The organism is Cellulomonas sp. SG140, assembly GCF_025770785.1.
Lineage (GTDB): Bacteria > Actinomycetota > Actinomycetes > Actinomycetales > Cellulomonadaceae > Cellulomonas.
In genome coordinates this window covers 325,000-344,038 of sequence record NZ_JANZLA010000003.1, presented here as the reverse complement: position 1 = coordinate 344,038, position 19,039 = coordinate 325,000, and the positions used below count along the sequence as shown (strand labels likewise).

The 19,039-nt window shown below is 75.0% G+C and carries 22 protein-coding genes and 1 riboswitch; of the genes, 1 reads left to right on the top strand and 21 read right to left on the bottom strand.

All coding sequences use genetic code 11. The features are described from left to right. Window positions 1-33 precede the first annotated feature (33 nt). The 4 genes from N0B34_RS08050 to N0B34_RS08035 form a co-directional block, all read right to left on the bottom strand. Complete coding sequence (locus tag N0B34_RS08050) at window positions 34-360, bottom strand: twin-arginine translocase TatA/TatE family subunit (RefSeq protein WP_263730832.1); 327 nt, start codon at window positions 358-360, stop codon at window positions 34-36. Window positions 361-442: 82 nt separating this feature from the next. Further along, window positions 443-772: a hypothetical protein gene (locus N0B34_RS08045; RefSeq protein ID WP_263730831.1), complete on the bottom strand. Its 330-nt coding sequence runs from the start codon at window positions 770-772 to the stop codon at window positions 443-445. Between the two features lie 2 nt (window positions 773-774). Then, window positions 775-1,740, bottom strand: coding sequence for a helix-turn-helix transcriptional regulator (locus N0B34_RS08040; protein WP_263730830.1), 966 nt, complete (start codon window positions 1,738-1,740; stop codon window positions 775-777). Further along, window positions 1,733-2,764, bottom strand: a complete 1,032-nt coding sequence (locus N0B34_RS08035; protein ID WP_263730829.1) for a helix-turn-helix transcriptional regulator — start codon at window positions 2,762-2,764, stop codon at window positions 1,733-1,735. The genes N0B34_RS08040 and N0B34_RS08035 overlap by 8 nt, the downstream gene beginning before the upstream one ends. Before the next feature lie 34 nt (window positions 2,765-2,798). Here N0B34_RS08035 and N0B34_RS08030 point away from each other — a divergent pair, with 34 nt between their 5' ends. Next, window positions 2,799-3,908 carry a DUF3866 family protein gene (locus tag N0B34_RS08030; protein WP_263730828.1) on the top strand — a complete coding sequence of 370 codons (1,110 nt, stop codon included), beginning with the start codon at window positions 2,799-2,801 and terminating at the stop codon, window positions 3,906-3,908. Between the two features lie 20 nt (window positions 3,909-3,928). Here N0B34_RS08030 and N0B34_RS08025 read toward each other — a convergent pair whose 3' ends face one another. The 17 genes from N0B34_RS08025 to mihF form a co-directional block, all read right to left on the bottom strand. After that, window positions 3,929-4,363, bottom strand: coding sequence for a PH domain-containing protein (locus N0B34_RS08025; RefSeq protein ID WP_263730827.1), 435 nt, complete (start codon window positions 4,361-4,363; stop codon window positions 3,929-3,931). Continuing rightward, window positions 4,360-5,208: an ATP phosphoribosyltransferase gene (gene hisG / locus N0B34_RS08020; RefSeq protein ID WP_263730826.1), complete on the bottom strand. Its 849-nt coding sequence runs from the start codon at window positions 5,206-5,208 to the stop codon at window positions 4,360-4,362. Before hisG ends, N0B34_RS08025 begins: the two co-directional genes overlap by 4 nt. Window positions 5,209-5,215: 7 nt before the next feature. Then, a complete protein-coding gene (locus N0B34_RS08015; RefSeq protein ID WP_263730825.1) occupies window positions 5,216-5,479 on the bottom strand; it encodes a phosphoribosyl-ATP diphosphatase in 264 nt (87 codons plus the stop codon). 17 nt (window positions 5,480-5,496) lie between these two features. Beyond that, window positions 5,497-5,988 (bottom strand): 6,7-dimethyl-8-ribityllumazine synthase, encoded by a 492-nt coding sequence (gene ribH / locus N0B34_RS08010; protein WP_263730824.1) that lies wholly within the window; start codon window positions 5,986-5,988, stop codon window positions 5,497-5,499. Beyond that, window positions 5,985-7,265, bottom strand: coding sequence for a 3,4-dihydroxy-2-butanone-4-phosphate synthase (gene ribB / locus N0B34_RS08005; RefSeq protein ID WP_318529970.1), 1,281 nt, complete (start codon window positions 7,263-7,265; stop codon window positions 5,985-5,987). Before ribB ends, ribH begins: the two co-directional genes overlap by 4 nt. Continuing rightward, window positions 7,262-7,885 (bottom strand): riboflavin synthase, encoded by a 624-nt coding sequence (locus N0B34_RS08000; protein ID WP_263730822.1) that lies wholly within the window; start codon window positions 7,883-7,885, stop codon window positions 7,262-7,264. The genes ribB and N0B34_RS08000 overlap by 4 nt, the downstream gene beginning before the upstream one ends. Further along, window positions 7,885-8,964, bottom strand: a complete 1,080-nt coding sequence (gene ribD / locus N0B34_RS07995; protein WP_263730821.1) for a bifunctional diaminohydroxyphosphoribosylaminopyrimidine deaminase/5-amino-6-(5-phosphoribosylamino)uracil reductase RibD — start codon at window positions 8,962-8,964, stop codon at window positions 7,885-7,887. The genes N0B34_RS08000 and ribD overlap by 1 nt, the downstream gene beginning before the upstream one ends. An 83-nt stretch (window positions 8,965-9,047) precedes the next feature. After that, window positions 9,048-9,183, bottom strand: a riboswitch (FMN riboswitch). Window positions 9,184-9,224: 41 nt separating this feature from the next. Next, on the bottom strand, window positions 9,225-9,890 hold the full coding sequence (rpe, locus tag N0B34_RS07990) for a ribulose-phosphate 3-epimerase (protein WP_263730820.1): 666 nt from the start codon (window positions 9,888-9,890) through the stop codon (window positions 9,225-9,227). Between the two features lie 34 nt (window positions 9,891-9,924). Next, window positions 9,925-11,493, bottom strand: a complete 1,569-nt coding sequence (locus tag N0B34_RS07985) for an RsmB/NOP family class I SAM-dependent RNA methyltransferase (protein WP_263730819.1) — start codon at window positions 11,491-11,493, stop codon at window positions 9,925-9,927. Next, window positions 11,490-12,425, bottom strand: coding sequence for a methionyl-tRNA formyltransferase (fmt, locus tag N0B34_RS07980; RefSeq protein ID WP_263730818.1), 936 nt, complete (start codon window positions 12,423-12,425; stop codon window positions 11,490-11,492). Before fmt ends, N0B34_RS07985 begins: the two co-directional genes overlap by 4 nt. 10 nt (window positions 12,426-12,435) lie before the next feature. After that, window positions 12,436-13,053, bottom strand: coding sequence for an HAD family hydrolase (locus N0B34_RS07975; RefSeq protein ID WP_263730817.1), 618 nt, complete (start codon window positions 13,051-13,053; stop codon window positions 12,436-12,438). Continuing rightward, window positions 13,050-15,098, bottom strand: coding sequence for a primosomal protein N' (locus N0B34_RS07970; RefSeq protein WP_263730968.1), 2,049 nt, complete (start codon window positions 15,096-15,098; stop codon window positions 13,050-13,052). The genes N0B34_RS07975 and N0B34_RS07970 overlap by 4 nt, the downstream gene beginning before the upstream one ends. 109 nt (window positions 15,099-15,207) lie before the next feature. Continuing rightward, window positions 15,208-16,410 (bottom strand): methionine adenosyltransferase, encoded by a 1,203-nt coding sequence (gene metK / locus N0B34_RS07965; RefSeq protein WP_263730816.1) that lies wholly within the window; start codon window positions 16,408-16,410, stop codon window positions 15,208-15,210. 72 nt (window positions 16,411-16,482) lie between these two features. After that, window positions 16,483-17,679, bottom strand: a complete 1,197-nt coding sequence (coaBC, locus tag N0B34_RS07960) for a bifunctional phosphopantothenoylcysteine decarboxylase/phosphopantothenate--cysteine ligase CoaBC (RefSeq protein WP_263730815.1) — start codon at window positions 17,677-17,679, stop codon at window positions 16,483-16,485. An 11-nt stretch (window positions 17,680-17,690) separates the two neighbouring features. Further along, the gene (rpoZ, locus tag N0B34_RS07955) at window positions 17,691-17,960 is read right to left on the bottom strand and encodes a DNA-directed RNA polymerase subunit omega (RefSeq protein WP_263730814.1); all 270 of its coding nucleotides are present in this window, start codon (window positions 17,958-17,960) and stop codon (window positions 17,691-17,693) included. A gap of 73 nt (window positions 17,961-18,033) precedes the next feature. Next, on the bottom strand, window positions 18,034-18,603 hold the full coding sequence (gene gmk / locus N0B34_RS07950; RefSeq protein WP_263730813.1) for a guanylate kinase: 570 nt from the start codon (window positions 18,601-18,603) through the stop codon (window positions 18,034-18,036). 61 nt (window positions 18,604-18,664) lie between these two features. After that, on the bottom strand, window positions 18,665-18,976 hold the full coding sequence (gene mihF, locus N0B34_RS07945; protein ID WP_263730812.1) for an integration host factor, actinobacterial type: 312 nt from the start codon (window positions 18,974-18,976) through the stop codon (window positions 18,665-18,667). Window positions 18,977-19,039 lie beyond the last annotated feature (63 nt).

Here is a 19,039-nt window from a genome sequence, read left to right as displayed (position 1 = left end):
GCCCGGCTCGTCGACCGGGCGTTCACGTGCGGTTCAGGCCCGCGCTGCGCCGTCGCCGGCGGCGGGCGGCACGTCCGGCCCGGGGGCCGGGGGCGTGCTGCCCGGCTGGCCGGCCGGCGGCGTCGGGCTCGGCTGGGTGGCTGCGGGCGGCGTCGCCGGTGGCGCCGCCGGAGCGGTGGAGGTGGCGCCGGTCGCGCTGCCTGCCGGCTTGTCGTCGCCGCTCTCGAGCTCCCGCTTGAAGATCTTCATCGACTGGGCGATGTTGCGCGCCGCCCCGGGCAGCCGGTTCGCGCCGAAGACCAGCACCACGATCAGGATGAGGAGGATCGGGTGCCAACCCTCGAACAAGCCACGAAACACGACCGACGACTCCTTCGGTGGACGACGTGGCGAGTCTACGCAGGCTCGGGCCACCTCCTGAGCGGGGCGCCGTCCTGGCAGGTCAGCGCCACACCTGACGCCACACCTCGTACGTCGCCCGGTGCCGGTCCGCACGGACGGCCCGGCGTCGTGCACGTTCGGCGCGGACCTGTGCGAGGCGATCCCGCAGCACGGCGGGGTCCGCCGCCAGCGCGGGTACCGCTACGGGGTGCGCGTCCCGCAGCTGCTGGGCGCGCTCGGTTCCGTGGTCGGCCGCTCCGGCGGTCGCCTCCGCTGCGGCGCCGACCGCACGGCCGAGCGCCAGTCCGCGGCGCCACAGCGACCGTGCCAGGAAGCCGGCCCCGACGAGCGCCGCGACGACCAGCGCGGTCCACACCAGTCCCCAGGACACCGTCAGCCCTCCCCAGGTCCGTACGCGGCCAGCGCCGCGCGGGCCACCTGGGCCACCTCCTCGGCGACCCGGGCCGGGCGGACGTCCAGGACGTCCTCGGCGGCCTGCAGCAGCAGGTGCCGCAGCCAGGCAGGCTGGACGACGCGCAGGTCCACCTCGAACGACCCGTCGGGAAGGTTGCGCACCGCCTCGGCGGGTGTCGTCTCGGCGACCCACCGGCCGGGGCTGGCCAGGTGCAGCGTGACCAGCTCGCCCTCCGGGCCCGGGGAGAACACGGCTGCCGCCTCCGGCACCGAGTGGTCCTCGGCCGGTTCGTCGAGCACCTCCGCGCCCAGGACGCGGTCCACGCGGAAGAGCCGTTCGCCGTCCGCGGACCGGCACCAGGCGAGCAGGTACGTCCGCTCGTCCTCGCTGACCAGCCGGATCGGGTCCACCTCGCGGTCGCTCGCCTCGTCCCGGGTGTTCACGTACCGGATGCGCAGGCGACGGTGCTGGGCGAGCGCCTCGGCGATGGTCGCCGCCACCTGCGGGGTCGCCGTCGAGGCCAGCTGCACGTCCACGGCGGCCGCGGCGTCACCCGTCGCAGCGGTGACCTTCGCCAGCGCCGACCGCAGCACGCGAGCCTGCTCGTCGTCCAGCAGCGGGCCCAGTGCCGACGACATGGCGCGCAGCGCGGCCACCAGGGCGACGGCCTCCCGGCCGCCCAGCCGCAGTGGTCGGGTCAGCCCCCGCGACTCCGTCAGCCGCACCACCCCCTGCTCGTAGGCGGTGGCGTCGAAGTCGATCAGGTCGTACGGGAGGTACCCGGGGGTGCCCGTCACCCAGAGCGTGTCCACGTCCGCCAGCACCTGCCGCGGCGTGACGCCGAACTGCTCGGCGATCTCGTCGACCGGGACACCCTGGTGCCGGTCGAGGTACGCCACCATGCCGAGCATCCGTAGCAGCCGGTCGCTCGCGCGCTCAGGCATCGTCGCCTCCCCCGCCGAGCGTGGCCGCCGTGCGGAGCAGGCGCAGCACGGCCGCACGCAGCTCCGGGGGTCCGAGCACGACGACGGCGTCGCCGTAGGCGACCAGCTCCTCGGCCAGCTCGTGCGTCGAGCGGTACGGCACGTGCACCAGGTCCCGGCTGGCGAGCAGCCGCTCGACGCCGGGCACGTCGCTGAGGTCGGGCGGTGCGGGGGTGTCGTCGTCCGGGACCACCGCCCGGGCCCGCGCCGCACCTGCCCGCTCGGGCAGCACGGCCAGTGCGGCGAGGCGCTCGGTGCCGGCCGTCCAGGTCGCCAGCGCCTCGTCGAGCTCCGCCGGTGTGGGAGGCGGGAACGAGCCGGGCTCGCCGACGGGCCGGACCGTCCCCTCGATCCGGCTCAGCCGGAACGACCGCGTCGCGGACCGGTGCCGGTCGCGGCCGACGAGCACCCAGCCGCCACGGCGGGCGAGCAGCCGCCACGGCTCGACCTCGCGCTCCCGCACCTCACCGGTGGTGGCCGCGCGGTAGACGAACCGCACGGCCTGCCGGGCCTGCACGGCGTCGAGCAGCGGGCCGAACGCGTCACCGCCGGCACGCACCCGCGGGGCCAGGCCGGCCACCAGGTCGCTCGCCTCCGGCGCCTCGCCCACGGCCCGCAGCTTGGTCAGCGCCCGGGAGGAGTCGGTGCGCAGCGAACGGTCCTGCCACAGCTGCGCGGCCAGCGCCAGGACGCCGAGCTCCCCCGCGGTCAGCTGCACGGGCGGGAGCGCGTACGCGTCGGGGTCGACGCGGTAGCCGATGTCGTCGCCGTGCCGTGGGTCCGTCACCGTCAGCACCGGCACCCCCAGCTCCCGCAGGGTGTCCTTGTCCCGCTCGAACATCCGCTCGAAGGCGTCGTTCGTCGGTGCGTCCGCATAGCCGGCGACGGACCGGCGCACCTGCTCCTTGGTCATCCGCCCGGAGGTGTTGACCAGGGCGATGACGAGGTTGAGCAGGCGCTCGGCGGGGTCGATCTGCGCGGCCATCGGCCACCACCGTAGTGGCCGGTAGCGTGGGACGGTGATCGCGTGGCGTGCCGGGACCGTGGTGTCGCTCGGCAGCCGATGGACCGGCGCGCACGAGGTGCTGGTGCAGGTGGGCGAGGAGCAGCTGCAGGCCCTGGCGTACGACGACGTGGTGGGGCCGGTCGAGGCCGGTGCACGGGTGCTGCTCAACGTCACGGCCCTGGAGCGTGGCCTCGGCACCGGGGGGTACGCCCTGGTGGTCGCCCGGACTGATGCGCTGCCGGCGGACCCTCCGCCGGCACCCGGTCACCTGGTCAAGGCGCGGTACACGCCGCAGCAGGTGATGGTGCTCGGGGTGGACGACCAGGAGTCGGTGCACCACGACCTGCTGCAGGACGCCGACGACCTGCGGGGCATGCCGGTGGTGACCGCGGACCTGCACTCGGCGCTGCCCGCCGTGCTGGCCGGCGCCCGGCACGCGGCCGCAGCGGCCGGACGGCCCGCACCACGCATCGCCTACGTGATGACCGACGGCGGCGCGCTGCCGGTGGCGTTCTCACGCACCGTGGCCGCGCTGCGTGAGGCGGGCTGGCTGGACACGTGCATCACGGCCGGACAGGCGTACGGCGGTGACCTCGAGGCGGTGAGCGTCCACTCGGCGCTGCTCGCCGCGCGGCTGGTCGCCGGTGCGGACCTGGCAGTCGTCTCGCAGGGCCCGGGGAACCTCGGCACGGACACCCGCTGGGGGTTCTCCGGCGTGCTGGCCGGCGACGCCGTCAACGCCGCCGCCGCGCTGCACGGTCGGCCCGTCGCGTCCCTCCGCGTGTCGGGCGCCGACCCCCGACCGCGGCATCGTGGTGTGTCGCACCACTCGCTCACCGCGTACGGGCGCGTCGCGCTCGCGGCGGCGGACGTGCCCGTCCCCGTGTTCACCGGCGTGGGACAGCCGCTGGACGAGCTGGGGTCGCAGGTTCGCCGCCAGGTGACGACTCTGTCCGCACGGCACCGGCTGGTGGACGTGCGGGCCGACGGTGAGCTGCTCGGGGCGCTGCGGCGATGCCCGGTCCGGCTCTCGACGATGGGGCGAGGTCTGGACGACGACCCCGGGTCGTTCCTCGCCGCGGCGGTCGCCGGTGTGCACGCCGCCGCGCTCGCATCGGGCTGAGCGGCGGGAGTCCGTCGCGGTCAGTCGTCCCGGCTGGTGGCGGTGTGCCGGGCCACCAGCGTGGCGAGCCGCCGTGCCTCGCGGTTGGCGAAGGCGCCGTCGGAGCGCTGGATGCCCATGACGGCCAGCGTGGTGCCGTCCGCGAGGTCCAGCTGCACCCAGGGCCGGCCGTGGCCGAACCGAACCGAGACGATGTCGGCCCACACGAGCCGGCGCTGGTGCACGAGGTTGCGCACGGTCAGGCCCTCGTCGTCCGGGACGGCCTGCACGTCCGCCTGGCGCCAGCAGAACCCGGCGATCAGCATCGCGAGCAGGACGAAGCCGGTCTTGTCGAGGGCGGCCAGCTCGGGCAGCGCCAGGAGCAGCGCGATCGTGAGGACGACGGCGACGGCGCCCACCGCCAGGGTCACCGCGCGGGCGAGCCGCGGGCGGAAGGGGGTGGACGCGTCCGTCACAGCCGACAGGCGTGGATCGACGTGACGATGATGGCGCGCGCGCCGACGTCGTACAGGTCGTCCATCACCTTGTTGGTCTGGGACCGGGGCACCATCGCGCGCACCGCGGCCCACTGCTTGTCGTGCAGCGGGGACACGGTCGGCGACTCAAGGCCGGGTGTGATCCGCACCGCCTCGTCGACCACGGACAGCGGCACGTCGTAGTCCATCAGCACGTACTCACGAGCCGTCAGCACGCCCTGCAGCCGGCGGGTGAGCACGTCGAGGCCCGGCGGGACGTCGGTGTCGGCCCGCCTGACCAGCACGGCCTCCGAGCGCAGGATCGGCTCGCCGAAGATCTCCAGGCCGGCGGCACGCAGCGTCGTGCCCGTCTCGACGACGTCCGCGATCACGTCGGCGACCCCGAGCCGGATCGCCGACTCGACCGCACCGTCGAGCCGCACCACGGCCGCGGGCTGCACGCCGAGGGACGCCAGGTGTCCGGCCACCAGCACGGGGTACGACGTGGCCACGCGCAGACCGTCCACCTCGCGCGCGTCCGTCAGCCGGCCGGCCGTCGAGGCGAACCGGAACGTCGACCGCGCGAAGCTCAGCGGCAGGTGCTCGGTGGCGGCGGAGCCGGAGTCGATCAGCAGGTCGCGGCCCGTGATGCCGACGTCCACCGTCCCGGCTCCGACGTACACGGCGACGTCGCGCGGACGCAGGAAGAAGAACTCGACGTCGTTGTCCGGGTCCGGCAGCACCAGCTCGCGGGCGTCACGGCGCTGGCGGTAGCCCGCCTCGCGCAGCATCTCGGCGGCGGGCTCCGACAGCGAGCCCTTGTTGGGGACGGCGATCCTCAGCACGGGGTCCTCACAGATAGGTGTAGACGTCGTCGAGCGTCAGCCCGCGGGCGAGCATCAGCACCTGCAGGTGGTACAGCAGCTGCGAGATCTCCTCGGCGGTGCGGGCGTCGGACTCGTGCTCGGCGGCCATCCACACCTCGGCGGCCTCCTCGACCACCTTCTTGCCGATGGTGTGCACGCCGCCGTCGAGCTCGGCGACGGTGCCGGAACCCTCCGGCCGGTCCACGGCCTTCTGCGCGAGCTCGGCGAACAGGGACTCGAACGTCTTCACGCCGGTGAGCCTAGTTGTCACCAGGCGCTGTCCCGGGAGCCGTCCAGCGACCGCAGCGCGAGCACCGTCGCGACGGCCGCCTGCGCCGCCTCGGCACCCTTGTCCTCCTTCGAGCCCGGCAGGCCGGCGCGGTCCAGCGCCTGCTGCTCGTCGTCGCACGTGAGGACGCCGAAGCCGACGGGCACACCGGTGTCGACGCTGACCTGGGTCAACCCGCCGGTCGCCGCCTGGCAGACGTACTCGAAGTGCGGGGTGCCGCCGCGGATGACCACGCCGAGCGCCACGACGGCGTCGGCGCCGGAGAGCGCCGCTGCCCGTGCCGCGACGGGCAGCTCGAACGATCCGGGCACGCGGACCACGTCCACCTGGGCGACGTTCGCCTCGGTCAGGGCGCGCCTCGAGCCGGCGAGCAGTCCGTCCATCACGGTGGTGTGCCAGCTGGCGGCGACCACCACCACCCGCATCCCGCTCCCGTCCACGTGCAGCTGTGGTGCTCCGGCGCCGCTCATCGGGCGTCCTCCTCGACTCGTCCGTGCGTCGCTGCATCGTCGCCGTGCAGCAGGTGTCCCATCGCGGTGGCCTTGGTGTGCAGGTACGCGGCGTTGTGCGGCGTCCGTCCCACCTCGAGGCCCCGCACCTCGGCCACGTCGATGCCGTGGGCGCGCAGCCCCGCCACCTTGGCCGGGTTGTTGGTCAGCAGGGTGACCTTCTCGATGCCGAGGTCGGTGAGGATCGCCGCGGCGGCGCCGTACTCCCGGCGGTCCGCCGGCCAGCCGAGGTCGATGTTCGCCTCGACGGTGTCCCGGCCGGCGTCCTGCAGCGCGTACGCCGCGACCTTCGCCAGCAGTCCGATGCCCCTGCCCTCGTGGCCTCGCAGGTAGACGATCGCACCGCCGGTGGTCGCGGCCAGCTCCATCGCCGTGTGCAGCTGAGGGCCGCAGTCGCACCGCTGCGAGGCGAACGCGTCGCCCGTGAGGCACTCGGAGTGCACCCGGACGACGGGCTGGTCCGAGAGGCCGCTGACCGGGACCAGCGCGATGTGCTCGTCGCCGGTCCGCAGGTCGCGGTAGCCGTGGACGCGGAAGTCGCCGAACTCCGTCGGGAGGAACGCGCTCTCGGTGGCCTGCACCCGGGGACGGAGGGGCTCCGGGACGGCCTCGACCCCGTCACCGTGGGCCAGGCGCCACTCGACGATCTCCTCGATGGTGATGATCACCAGGCCGGCCTCCGCAGCCAGCGCCGCAGCCTGCGGCAGCCGGGCCATCGAGCCGTCGTCGTTCACCACCTCGCAGATGCCCGCGACCGGCTCGAGGCCGGCCAGCCGGCACAGGTCGACGGCCGCCTCCGTGTGGCCGCCGCGGTGCAGCACACCGCCCGGGACCGCCCGCAGCGGCAGCACGTGACCAGGGCGGATGAGGTCGCCGCGACCGGACGCCGGGTCGGCGAGCACGCGCAACGTCCGGGCGCGGTCGGCCGCCGAGATGCCCGTGGTGACGCCCGTCGCCGCGTCGACCGTCACCGTGTAGGCGGTCCGCCGCGCGTCCTGGCTGTGCGGCACCATGACCGGCAGGTCGAGGGCGTCGGCGCGGGCGGCCGGCATGGGCGCGCACAGGTACCCCGACGAGTGCCGGATGGTCCAGCCGACCCATTCGGGCGTGGCGGACTGCGCGGCGAGGATGACGTCGGCCTCGTTCTCCCGCTCCGGCGAGTCCACCACCAGGACCGGCTTGCCCGCCCGCAGCTCGGCGAGGGCCTCCTCGACCGTGCCGAGCACGACGTCGCTCACCGTGCCACCGCCGCGGTCGACAGCAGTCGTTCCGTGTACTTCGCCAGCACGTCGACCTCCAGGTTCACGCGCGCGCCGGCCTCGAGCCGGCCGAGGGTGGTGGCGGCGAGAGTCGCCGGGATCAGCGAGACGCCGAACTCGTCGTCGCCGACGGTCGTCACGGTCAGCGAGACGCCCGCGACGGCGATCGCGCCCTTCTCGGCGACGAACCGGGCGAGGTCGGGGTCGAGGGCTATCACCACGTCGTCCCACCGCGCGCCGGGGGTGCGGCTGCGGACCACGCCGACGCCGTCGACGTGCCCCTGCACGACGTGGCCGCCGTAGCGGCCGCCCACCGGCACCGAGCGCTCGATGTTCACGGTGTCCCCCACGGCCAGCTCCCCCAGCGCCGACCGGCGCAGAGTCTCCGGCAGCAGGTCGGCGGTGAAGCTGCCGTCGCCCGGCAGGTCGACGACCGTCAGGCAGACGCCCGAGACGGCGATCGAGTCCCCCAGGTGCGCGTCGGACGTGGCCAGGGGTGCGCGGACCGTCAGCCGAGCGGAGCGCTGGCCGTCCTCACCGGGCTCAGCGAGGTCGAGCGCCACCACGTCACCCAGCTCTTCGACGATGCCTGTGAACATCAGTCCTCCCGTCCTTCCCAGGTCGCGTCGGCGACCACCAGCACGTCGGGTCCGAGGGGCCGCACCTCGCGGGGGTGCAGCCGCACGGCCTCGTCGATCGTGGAGACCCCGAGGTCGGCCACGGCCGACCGGCCTGCGCCCAGCAGCACCGGGGCGATGTACGCGTGCACCTCGTCGACCAGCCGGGCGCGCAGGAAGGCCGCCGCCAGGGTCGGACCGCCCTCGAGCAGCACGTGCCGCACCTCGCGCTCGGCGAGCGCCGCGAGCACCTCGGCGGGGTCGTGGGTCGCGAGGGTCACCAGCGGGCCTCCGGGACCGCGCAGCCGCGAGTCGCCAGGGACGGTGCGGAACCCGACGACCACCCGCAGCGGCTGGTGCTCCGTCAGGGCACCGTCGGCGGTCCGCGCGGTGAGCGACGGGTCGTCCTGCAGTGCGGTGCCGGTGCCGACGACGATCGCGTCGACCTCCTCGCGCAGCTCGTGCGCATGACGGCGGGCGACGGTCCCGGTGATCCAGCGGCTGCTGCCGTCGGCTGCGGCGACGCGGCCGTCGAGGCTGGTGGCCAGCTTGAGCGTGACGAACGGGCGGCCCTGCTCGACGGCGGCGAGCCAGGGCCGGAGCAGCTCGCGCGCCGCCCCGGCGAGCACCCCCCCGACGACGTCCACGCCGGCGGACCGCAGGCGTGCGGCGCCCCCGGCCGCGTCCGGGTTCGGGTCGTCCACGGCGTACACCACCCGGGCGACGCCCGCGTCGATCAGCGCCCTGCTGCACGGGCCGGTCCGGCCCGTGTGGTCGCACGGCTCGAGGGTCACGACGGCCGTCGCGCCGCGGACGTCCGCACCGCTGCGCGCGGCGGCGGTGAGCGCGGCGACCTCGGCGTGGGGGGTGCCGGCACCGGCGTGCCAGCCCTCGGCCAGCACGGCTCCGGACGGGTCGAGGAGAACTGCACCGACCCGGGGGTTCGGCCCGTGCGCGGGTCCTCGCCGTGCGAGGTCCACCGCACGCTCCATCGCGGCGCGCTCGCTCCGGGACGGCTGCGCGGCACGCACACCGGCGCTCGTCTCGGCGGTGCCCACCATCCGTGCCTCCCGGTCCCTGACGGGCTCCGGGGATGACGGCAGGGCTCACCCGACCGCACGACGCGCGGACCGCCCGCGCGTCGCCACGTCTCCTCCCATCCGGACTTTCACCGTCGGTCCCGGAGTTCCACCAGGTCAACCGTCCGGTCCTCGAGAGGACCGCGCGGGTCGCGGACTGTCACCGCCGGCTCGGAATTGCACCGACCCCGGAGCACGTGTGTGTACTCGACTTGCTGCCGTCGATCATGCCACAGGCGAGGTCACGCCTGGATCGGTGCCTCCGCGAGCTCGCGGAGCGCGGCGATCTCTGCTGCGACGTCGGCGGCGCCGTAGACGGCGGAACCGGCGACGAAGGTGTCGGCACCCGCCCGGGCGATCCGGCCGATCGTGTCGCGGGAAACTCCGCCGTCCACCTGGATCCACGTGCCCGTCCCCGACTCACGGACGGCCTGCCGCAGCCGCCGCAGCTTCGGCAGCGTGCCCTCGATGAACGACTGACCGCCGAACCCGGGCTCGACGGTCATCACCAGCACCATGTCGAACTCGGCCAGCAGGTCCAGCAGCGGTTCCACCGGGCTGGCCGGCCGCAGGGCGATACCGGCTCGCACCCCGCGGTCGCGCAGCTCACGGGCCAGTCGGACCGGCGCCTGGGCGGCCTCGGCGTGGAACGTGACGGAGGCTGCTCCGGCGGCGGCGTACTCCGGGGCCCAGCGGTCGGCGTCCTCGATCATGAGGTGCACATCCAGCGGCACGGGAGAGACCTCCGCGAGCCGGCGGACCACCGGCAGGCCGAGCGTCAGGTTGGGGACGAAGTGCTGGTCCATCACGTCGACGTGGGCGTAGTCGGCCGTCGCGATCGCCCCGAGGTCGCGCTCGAGGTTGGCGAAGTCGGCGGACAGGATGCTGGGATGGATGCGCACGGCCACGCGGCCAGCGTAGGGTCCCGGCCTCCGGGCCTGCTCAGTCCCGACGCAGCAGCGTCAGGTGCATCGCGTCAGTGCCGTGCACGTGCGGCCACAGCTGCACGTCGGGGCGCTCCGGGAGGTCCGGCGCCGGCTGGCCGTCCGGCACCAGGGCGAGCACCACGGAACGAGCGTCGACCACCTGGGCCGGTGTGCCCGCACGTGCGGCGGCGCGCAACGCGTCGGTGACGACGAGCGTGGTCTCGGCGAGGTGCGGCGAGCAGGTGACGTAGGCCACCACGCCGCCGGGCCGGACCGCGGCCAGCGCCGACGCGAGCAGCCCGCGCTGCAGCTGACCGAGCGCCGCCAGGTCCGCCGGCGTCCGCCTCCAGCGGGACTCCGGTCGTCGGCGTAGCGCACCGAGCCCGGTGCACGGCGCGTCGAGCAGCACGCGGTCGTACGCGCCGGGCTCCTGCTGACCCACGTCGCGACCGTCGCCGACGCGGATCTCCTCCACGGCTTCCGCGGGCACCGCGCGCAACGACTGGCGCACCAGCTCGGCGCGGTGCGGGTGCACCTCGTTGGCGACCAGCCGGGCACCCCGTCGGGCGGCCGCCGAGGCGAGCAGTGCGGCCTTGCCACCCGGTCCGGCGGCGAGGTCCAGCCACCGCTCGTCACGTCCGTCGAGCGGTGCGGCGGCGAGCGCCAGGGTCACCAGCTGGCTGCCCTCGTCCTGGACGCCGGCGAACCCCTGGCGCACGGCGGCGAGCTCCCCGGGGTCCCCGGCGCGCAGCACGGCGGCCGTGCCGGCCAGCCGACCGGGCACAGCGTCCACTCCCCCGGCGACGAGCTCGTCGACCTCCACCAGACCCGGCCGGGCGACCAGCGTCACCGCGGGCGCCTCGTTGTCGGCCTCCAGCACGGCCTCGAGCTCGTCCGCGGGACGGCCGTGGCCCACCAGCGCCTCGCGGAAAGCCCGGACCACCCAGGCAGGGTGGCTGTCCACCACGGCGAGCCGGGCGGAGGCGTCCGTGCCCGCCGGGTCGGCGGCCTCGGCGATGCGGTGCAGCCAGTCCTCCAGGGGGTGCTCGGACACCCGGCGCAGCACCGCGTTGACCAGCTGCGCCGCACCGGCACCCGCCTGCTCGCGGGCCAGCGCGACGGTCTCCGACACCGCGGCGTGCACAGGCACGCGCATCCCGAGCAGCTGGTGCGCGCCGAGCCGCAGCAGGTCGAGGACCACGGGGTCGAGCCGGTCGAGGTCCCGGTCGACCACCTGGGCCAGCACGGCGTCGTAGCGTCCCCGCAGCCGCAGCGTGCCGTACGTCAGCTCGGTGGCGAAGGCCGCGTCGCGCCCGTGCAGCCGGCGCTGGCGCAGCAGGGGCGGCAGGACCAGGTTGGCGTACGCGTCCGATCCGGCGACGGCGCGGAGCGTCTCCAGGGCGGCGGTACGGGGCGCGTCGCCGCGCCGAGCGCGCTGCGACGGGGCAGCGGCGGAACGGGCGGTGCGGCCCTCGGCGCGCGCAGCGCCTCGCTGGCGGCCCTGGGCATCGCGGTGGTCGCGGGACGACCGGCGGCGGTCGTCGCCGGGACCTGACGGACGGGCTGCCCTCGGCTGGTCGCTCACGCCTCGGCCCCGAGGACCGTGCCGTCGGCGAGACGCGCGCCGCGCGCCCAGTCCGCGGCGGGCATCGTCCGGCGGCCGGGAGCCGACACGGTCCCCAGGCGCACGGCCGTGCTGCCCGTGCCGACCAGGACGTCCCGCCGCCCCATCTGCACCGCGCCCGCGGGGAGGGTCTCCTGGACCGGTGTGACGGGACCCAGTCCCAGCCGGGTGCCGTCAGGAAGCGTCGTCCATGCGCCGGGCTCGGGGGTGCAGCCGCGGATGCGGCGGTCCACGGCGTGCGCCGGATGCGTCCAGCGGACCCGCCCGTCCTCCGCGGTCAGCTTGGGCGCGTGGCTGATGCCGTCACCGCCCTGCGCGACGGCGACCAGGGTGCCGTCGGCGATGCCGTCCATCGTCCGTACCAGCAGCCCGGCACCCGCGTGCGCGAGGCGGTCCAGCAGGTCGCCGGCGGTGTCCCGCGGCCGGATGGTCTCGGTCAGCAGGCCGTACACCGGACCGGTGTCGACCGGGCCCTCCTCGATCCGGAAGGTCGTCGCGCCCGTCACCTCGTCGCCGGCGATCAGCGCGTGCTGCACCGGCGCGGCGCCGCGCCATGCGGGCAGCAGCGAGAAGTGCAGGTTGGTCCACCCGTCCGGCACCGCGGCGAGCAGGTCGGTGGGGATCAGCGCGCCGTAGGCGACCACGGCGACGGCGTCGATCGCCAGGGCGGCGAACCGGGCACGGAAGTCCTCGTCGCGCAGCCGTCGAGGGCTGAGCACCTCGATGCCGTGCGCCTCGGCCACCTGGCGCACGGGGCTGGGCGTCAGGGTCCGGCCGCGCCCGGAGGGCGCGTCGGGCCGTGTCAGCACGGCGACCACGTCGTGGCGGGAGGCGATCAGCCCCTCGAGCGAGGGCACCGCGGGGGCCGGGGTCCCGGCGAAGAGCAGACGCACGGCTGCGATCCTAGGCGGCGGCCACGGGCACACCCCGCGCCCTGAGGTCGGCCCGCAGACGTCCGGCATCGGTGAAGACGACAGCCGGCAGGCCCGCGGCGTGCGCCGCGGCCACGTTGACCGAGGAGTCGTCGACGAACAGCGTCGAGTCGGGCTGCAGCCCGAAGCGGTCGACCACCAGGGCGAAGATGCGCGGGTCCGGCTTGATGAGGCCCTCCTGGCCGGACACCACCACGGCCTCGAGCAGGCCGATCGCCGGGGCGGCCGGCACGGCGTGGTGGAAGGTTGCCGCCGACCAGTTGGTCAGCCCCAGCAGCCGGAGGCCCGCGTCGCGCAGCTCGCGCACCAGACGGGCCATCCCGGGGACCTCGCCGGCGAGCGTGCGAGGGAAGTTGGCGAGGTAGAGGTCGAGCATGTCGACGTACCACGGCCCCATCGCGGACAGCTCGTGCCGCGCATCGGCCCAGTCCCGGCCCGCGTCCAGCGACCGGTTGAGCTCCGGGAAGTCGACGTCCTCCAGGAACCGCCGCACGTCCTCGTCCGGCACCAGCCCCTCGAAGGCCCGCTCGGGGTGCCACGGCACCAGCACGTTCCCCAGGTCGAGCACCAGGGTGTCCACGGTGCTCACAGCAGCTCCGGAGGGTCGACCTGGACTCGGAGCGTGCCGCCCTCCCGGCGCGCGCTCCGGACGGCGACCGAGGCGGCGAGCGCCCTGGTCAGCTCGGTGCCCCGGCTGCGCGGTGCGCGCAGCATCGCGCGGACGTCGGGATCCAGCGGATCCGGTGAGCCGCCCGGCGCGCTGACGACGACGGGTCCCCACACCGTCGTCTCGGGCACCTGCACCCGGCCGACGACGAGGCCGACGGCCTCCCGCGGGCCCGTGACGGTGGCGACCCGGATCACCGGTGGCAGTCCCAGCTCGGCCCGCTCGGCCAGCTCACGTGCGGCAAGACCGGCGGGGTCCCACCGGACCAGGGCCTGCGTGGGTCGTTCCGCGCCGTCGCCGACGAGCAGCACCTCCCCGCCGTCGCCGATCGGCCGGACCAGGGCCGCAGCGGCCAGCCAGCGACGCAGGGCGTCCGGTTCCGCGGAGAGTGCGTCCCCCGCGGTCGCCACCGAGGCGTCCAGCAGCACCGCGGCCGCGTAGCCGCCGGCCGCCACCGGCTCGGCACCGGGTGTCGCCACCACGATCGCGGGCCGGTCGGGTACCTGCGCGAGCACGCCGGCCGCGGCTCTCGCCCCGGAGACCCGGACGGCGGCCCCGGGGAACGCCCTGCCGATCTCCTCGGCGGTGCGCTCGGAGCCGACACGGACCGATCGGAGGCCGTCGTTGCCGCACGTCGAGCAGCGCCAGGCGGTGGCGAGCCGGCCGCACCAGCGGCAGGCGGGTACGGCGTCCGGCCCGGTCAGACCGAGGGGTCCGGTGCAGACGGCGCACCGGGCGGTCGCACGGCAGCGGGTGCAGGCGACAGCCGGTAGGTACCCCGCCCGCGGCACCTGCACCAGCACCGGGCCCCGCTCGAGGGCGGAGCGGATGGCGGCGAAGGCGGGTGCGGGCAGCCGGGCCGCGGCGGCCGCTCCCTCGCGGGCGAGCTCGACCGACGTCAGTGCCCGGACCCGCGGTGTGCGCGCGCGCAGCACGGCGCGGTCGGCCGTCACGGAGGCGGCCCAACCGCGCTCGACGAGGGCCTGCGCCTCGACCGACCGGCCGTGTCCGCCGAAGAGCGCGGCGGCGCCGGCGGCCTCGGCGCGGAGCGTCAGCACCTCCCGCACGTGCGGGTACGGCGCTCTGGGCTCCGCGTGCAGCGGGTCGCCGTCGTCCCAGCAGACCACCAGGCCGAGGTCCTGCACCGGGGCGAAGGCGGAGGCCCTGGTGCCGACCACCACCCGAGCCCGCCCATGGAGTGCGGCGAGGAAGGCTCGGTACCGCGGTGCCGGACCGTCCTCGGCGGTCAGTCGCACGACGCCTCCGTCTGCCGCGGACGACCAGACCGGAAGCCCGACCTGCTCCAGCGCGGCGACCACCCGGTCGACGTCTCGACGGTCGGGCGCGACCACCAGCGCGCCACGGCCCCCGAGCACGCAGGCCGCGACGGCCTGCGCCACCGCGTCGGGCCATCGATCCCCCTGCGGTCCGGGCAGCGCCGTCCAGACCGCCCGCGGTGCACCGCCGGACAGCAGGTGCGCCAGCAACGCCGGTCCCCCTCGGTACGCCGACCACGCGCCCCCGGCTGCGGCCGGCGCTGCCGCCGGTGCGTGCGCCGGTGCGAGCGCGTCCATCTCGGCCTCCACGCGTGCGTGGCGGGGCGGCACCGCCAGGCGCAGCACGTCGGCCAGCGTCCCGGCGTAGCGGTCGGCGACTGCCCGGGCGACGCGAGCGAGCTCGGGGGTCAGCACCGGACCGGACGTCACCACCCGCCGGATCGGCACCAGCCGTCCCTCGTGCTCGGCCTCCTCGGTGCGCTCCAGCAGCCAGCCGTCGACGTCCTGACCGCCGAACCGGACCTTCAACCGGCAACCAGGCACCGCCCGCTCGTCGAGCGTGGCAGGCACCAGGTACTCGAACACGCGGTCGAGGTGCGCCGGCTGCACGTCCACGCACACGCGCGCGACGGGAAGGTGAGCGGCGGTGTCGACCGGCAGCTGGCGACGCGGCGCCCGCACCCGCGGCATGCCGGCCAGGGTCGGCTGCGCCGCGGTCACGTCCACGCGCTCATCCCACCACCGACGACCCACGGAGCCCCACCGCGGCCGGCGGTGGACCGGCCGGACGGGACCCAGGTCAGCCGACGGCCGACTGGAGGTCCGCGACGCGGTCGGTGCGCTCCCAGGTGAAGTCCGTCAGCTCGCGACCGAAGTGCCCGTAGGCGGCGGTGCGCCGGTAGATCGGCCGCAGCAGGTCGAGGTCGCGGACGATCGCCGCCGGTCGGAGGTCGAACACGTCGCGGATCGCGGCCGTCAGGCGATCGACCGGCACCTGCCCGGTGCCGAACGTCTCGACGTACAGGCCGACGGGGTGCGCCGTGCCGATCGCGTAGGCCACCTGCACCTCGCACCGCCGGGCCAGCCCGGCGGCGACCACGTTCTTGGCCACCCAGCGCATCGCGTACGCCGCGGACCGGTCGACCTTCGAGGGGTCCTTGCCGGAGAACGCGCCACCGCCGTGCCGGGCGAAGCCGCCGTACGTGTCGACGATGATCTTGCGGCCCGTCAGCCCGGCGTCACCCTTGGGGCCGCCGATGACGAACTGCCCGGTCGGGTTCACCAGGAGGCGGTGGCCCGTGGTGTCCAGGTCGAGCTCGGCGAGCACCGGTGCCACGACGAGCTCGGAGACGGCCGGCGCGAGCCGCGTCTCGAGGTTGACGTCGGGCTCGTGCTGGGTCGACACCACGACGGTGTCGAGCCGCACGGCACGGTCGCCCTCGTAGGCGATCGTCACCTGGGTCTTGCCGTCCGGCCGCAGACCCTTGACGACGCCGGCCTTGCGGACGGCGGCCAGCTGCTCGGCGAGCCGGTGCGCCACCCAGATCGGCAGCGGCATCAGCGACGGGGTGTCGTCGCAGGCGTACCCGAACATCAGCCCCTGGTCGCCGGCGCCCTGCAGGTCGAGCGGGTCCAGGTCCGAGTCGTCCTGCCGGGCCTCGAGCGCCTTGTCGACACCCTGTGCGATGTCCGGCGACTGCTGGCCGATCGACACCGAGACGCCGCACGAGTCGCCGTCGAAGCCGATGTCCGACGACGTGTAGCCGATCTCGTTGACGACCTCGCGGATCACCTGAGGGATCTCGACGTAGGCGTCGGTGGTCACCTCGCCGGCGACGTGCACCAGACCGGTGGTCACCATCGTCTCCACCGCGACCCGGGACAGCGGGTCCTGGGCGAGCATCGCGTCGAGGATCGCGTCGGAGATCTGGTCGCAGACCTTGTCCGGGTGCCCCTCGGTGACGGACTCGGACGTGAACAACCGGGCGGCGGACGCACTCACGGCCGACAGCCTACGGGCTCGCCGAACGTCACCCTGCCGCGCGTCCTCGCGCCGGACCCGGGCGGCCGGGCGTCACAGCAGCGGCAGCACGGCGTCCCAGACCGTGTGCGCGACCTCGAGCTTGGTGCCGCCCGCCCGCGCCACCTCTGCGCCCGTTCGGTCGAGCACCGTGACCTCGTTTTGCTCGACGGCGAAACCCCGGTCCGCGCCGACGGCGTTCACCACCAGCAGGTCGGCACCCTTGCGGATCGCCTTGCGTCGACCGTGCTCGAGCACGTCACCGGTCTCGTCCCCCGTCTCGGCGGCGAAGCCGACCACCACCTGCCCCTCGCGAGGCGACTCGCGCACCAGCTCGGCGAGGATGTCGACGGTCTCGACCAGCTCGATCGGCGTGGGGCCCACCCCCGGCTGCTTCTTGATCTTGGCGGCGGCCGTGCGCACGGGCCGGAAGTCGGCCACCGCGGCGGCCATGACCACGACGTCGGCGTCCTTGGCCGCGGACCGCACCGCGTCGCGCAGCTGCTCGCCGGACTCGACGGCGACCACCTGCACGCCCGGCGGGGCCGGCAGCGTCACGTTCGCCGCGACCAGCGTCACCTGGGCGCCGCGCTCGTGGGCCGCGCGAGCCAGCTCGATGCCCTGACGTCCGGAGGAACGGTTGCCGATGAAGCGCACGGGGTCGATCGGCTCGCGCGTCCCCCCAGCCGAGACGACGACCCGTCGCCCCACCAGGTCGGCGGCGCGTCCGTGGACCAGCTCCAGCGCCGCGGCGGCGATGTCCTCGGGCTCCGGCAGTCGGCCGGGCCCGGTGTCCGGCCCGGTCAGGCGACCCGACGCGGGGTCGAGCACGTGGATCCCCCGTCGACGGAGTGTGTCGACGTTGGCGACCGTGGCCGGGTGCTGCCACATCTCGGTGTGCATGGCCGGCGCCAGCAGCACCGGGCAGCGGGCGACCAGCAGCGTGGCCGTCAGCAGGTCGTCGGCCATCCCGGCGGCCGCCCGCGCGAGGAGGTCGGCCGTCGCCGGTGCGACCACGACGAGGTCGGCCTCCTGGCCGATGCGGACGTGCGCCACCTCGTCGACGTGCTCGAAGACCTCGGTGCTCACCGGTTCGCCGGACAGCGCCTCCCAGGTGGGGCGGCCGACGAACTCGAGCGCGGCGCGGGTGGGGACCACCCGCACCGCGTGACCGTCCTCGCGCAGCAGCCGCAGCAGCAGCACCGCCTTGTACGCGGCGATGCCACCCGCGACGCCGAGGACGATCCGCACGGGCGTGGGTGCTACTCGGAGGGCGGGGTCGGCTCAGCGGTGAGCAGGCCCTTGTCGATCTCGCGCATCGCGATCGACAGCGGCTTCTCCTGCGGGCGGGTCTCGACGAGCGGGCCGACGTTCTCGAGCAGGCCCTCGTTCAGCTGCCCGTAGTAGGCGTTGATCTGGCGGGCCCGCTTGGCGGCGAAGAGCACCAGCGCGTACTTGGAGTCGGCTCGCTGCAGCAGGTCGTCGATCGGCGGGTCGGTGATACCCGTGGGGTGGGCGACGGTTCCGGACATGGTGGGCTCCCGACGACGAGTGGGTGGGAAGAAGAGGTTCGGTGCGGGCACGCCCGCACAGCCGCCTGCCATCTTAGCCGGTGACCACACCCATCACCGCGAGCAGCTCGTCGGTCGCCCGGTGCACGTCGTCGTTGACGATCACGTGGTCGAACTCTGGTTCCGCGGCGAGCTCCACCCGCGCGGTGGCGAGCCGGCGTTCTCGCTCGGCCTCGTCCTCGGTGCCGCGGCCCACCAGCCGTCGCACCAGCTCGTCCCAGGACGGGGGGGCGAGGAAGACGAAGCGCGCCTCCGGCATGCTCTCGCGTACCTGCCGCGCGCCCTGCAGGTCGATCTCCAGCAGCACCGGCTCTCCCGCCGCCAGGCGCTCCTCCACCGGTCCGCGCGGCGTGCCGTAGCGGTGCCGACCGTGCACCACCGCCCACTCGAGGAGCTCGCCGGCCGCCACCATGCGGTCGAACTCCGCCTCGGACACGAACCGGTAGTGCACCCCGTCGACCTCGCCGGGACGCGGTGACCGCGTCGTCGCCGAGACCGAGAGCCAGACCTGGGGGTACCGCGCACGGACGTCGGCCGACACCGTGCCCTTGCCGACGGCCGTGGGTCCTGCGAGCACCGTCAACCGGGCGGGCGTGGTCGTCATGGGTGGGCGGTGCTCCTTGCGGGTGGGGTGCGGCCCGGCCCGCCGACCGGGCCGCGAGGGATCACCCGAAGCGGTCGACGAGCGCCTTCACCTGGTGCGGACCGAGCCCGCGCACGCGCCGCGTCTCGGAGATGCCGATGTCGGACATGATGGCACGGGCCTTGACCTTGCCCACGCCAGGCAGGGACTCGAGCAGGGAGATCACCTTGAGCTTGCCGATGGTCTCGTCCTGCTGACCCTGCTCGATCACCTCGGACAGGGAGCCCTGGGAGTACTTCAGTCGGTTCTTCACCTCGGCGCGGGCCTGCCGGGCGGCGGCGGCCTTCTCGAGTGCTGCTGCACGCTGTTCTGGAGTCAGCGGAGGGAGAGCCACGCGCGTCACCTTCTCGTCAGTGGGCCGGGATCCTCGTGGGCTGCAGGATCGAGATCGAACCTA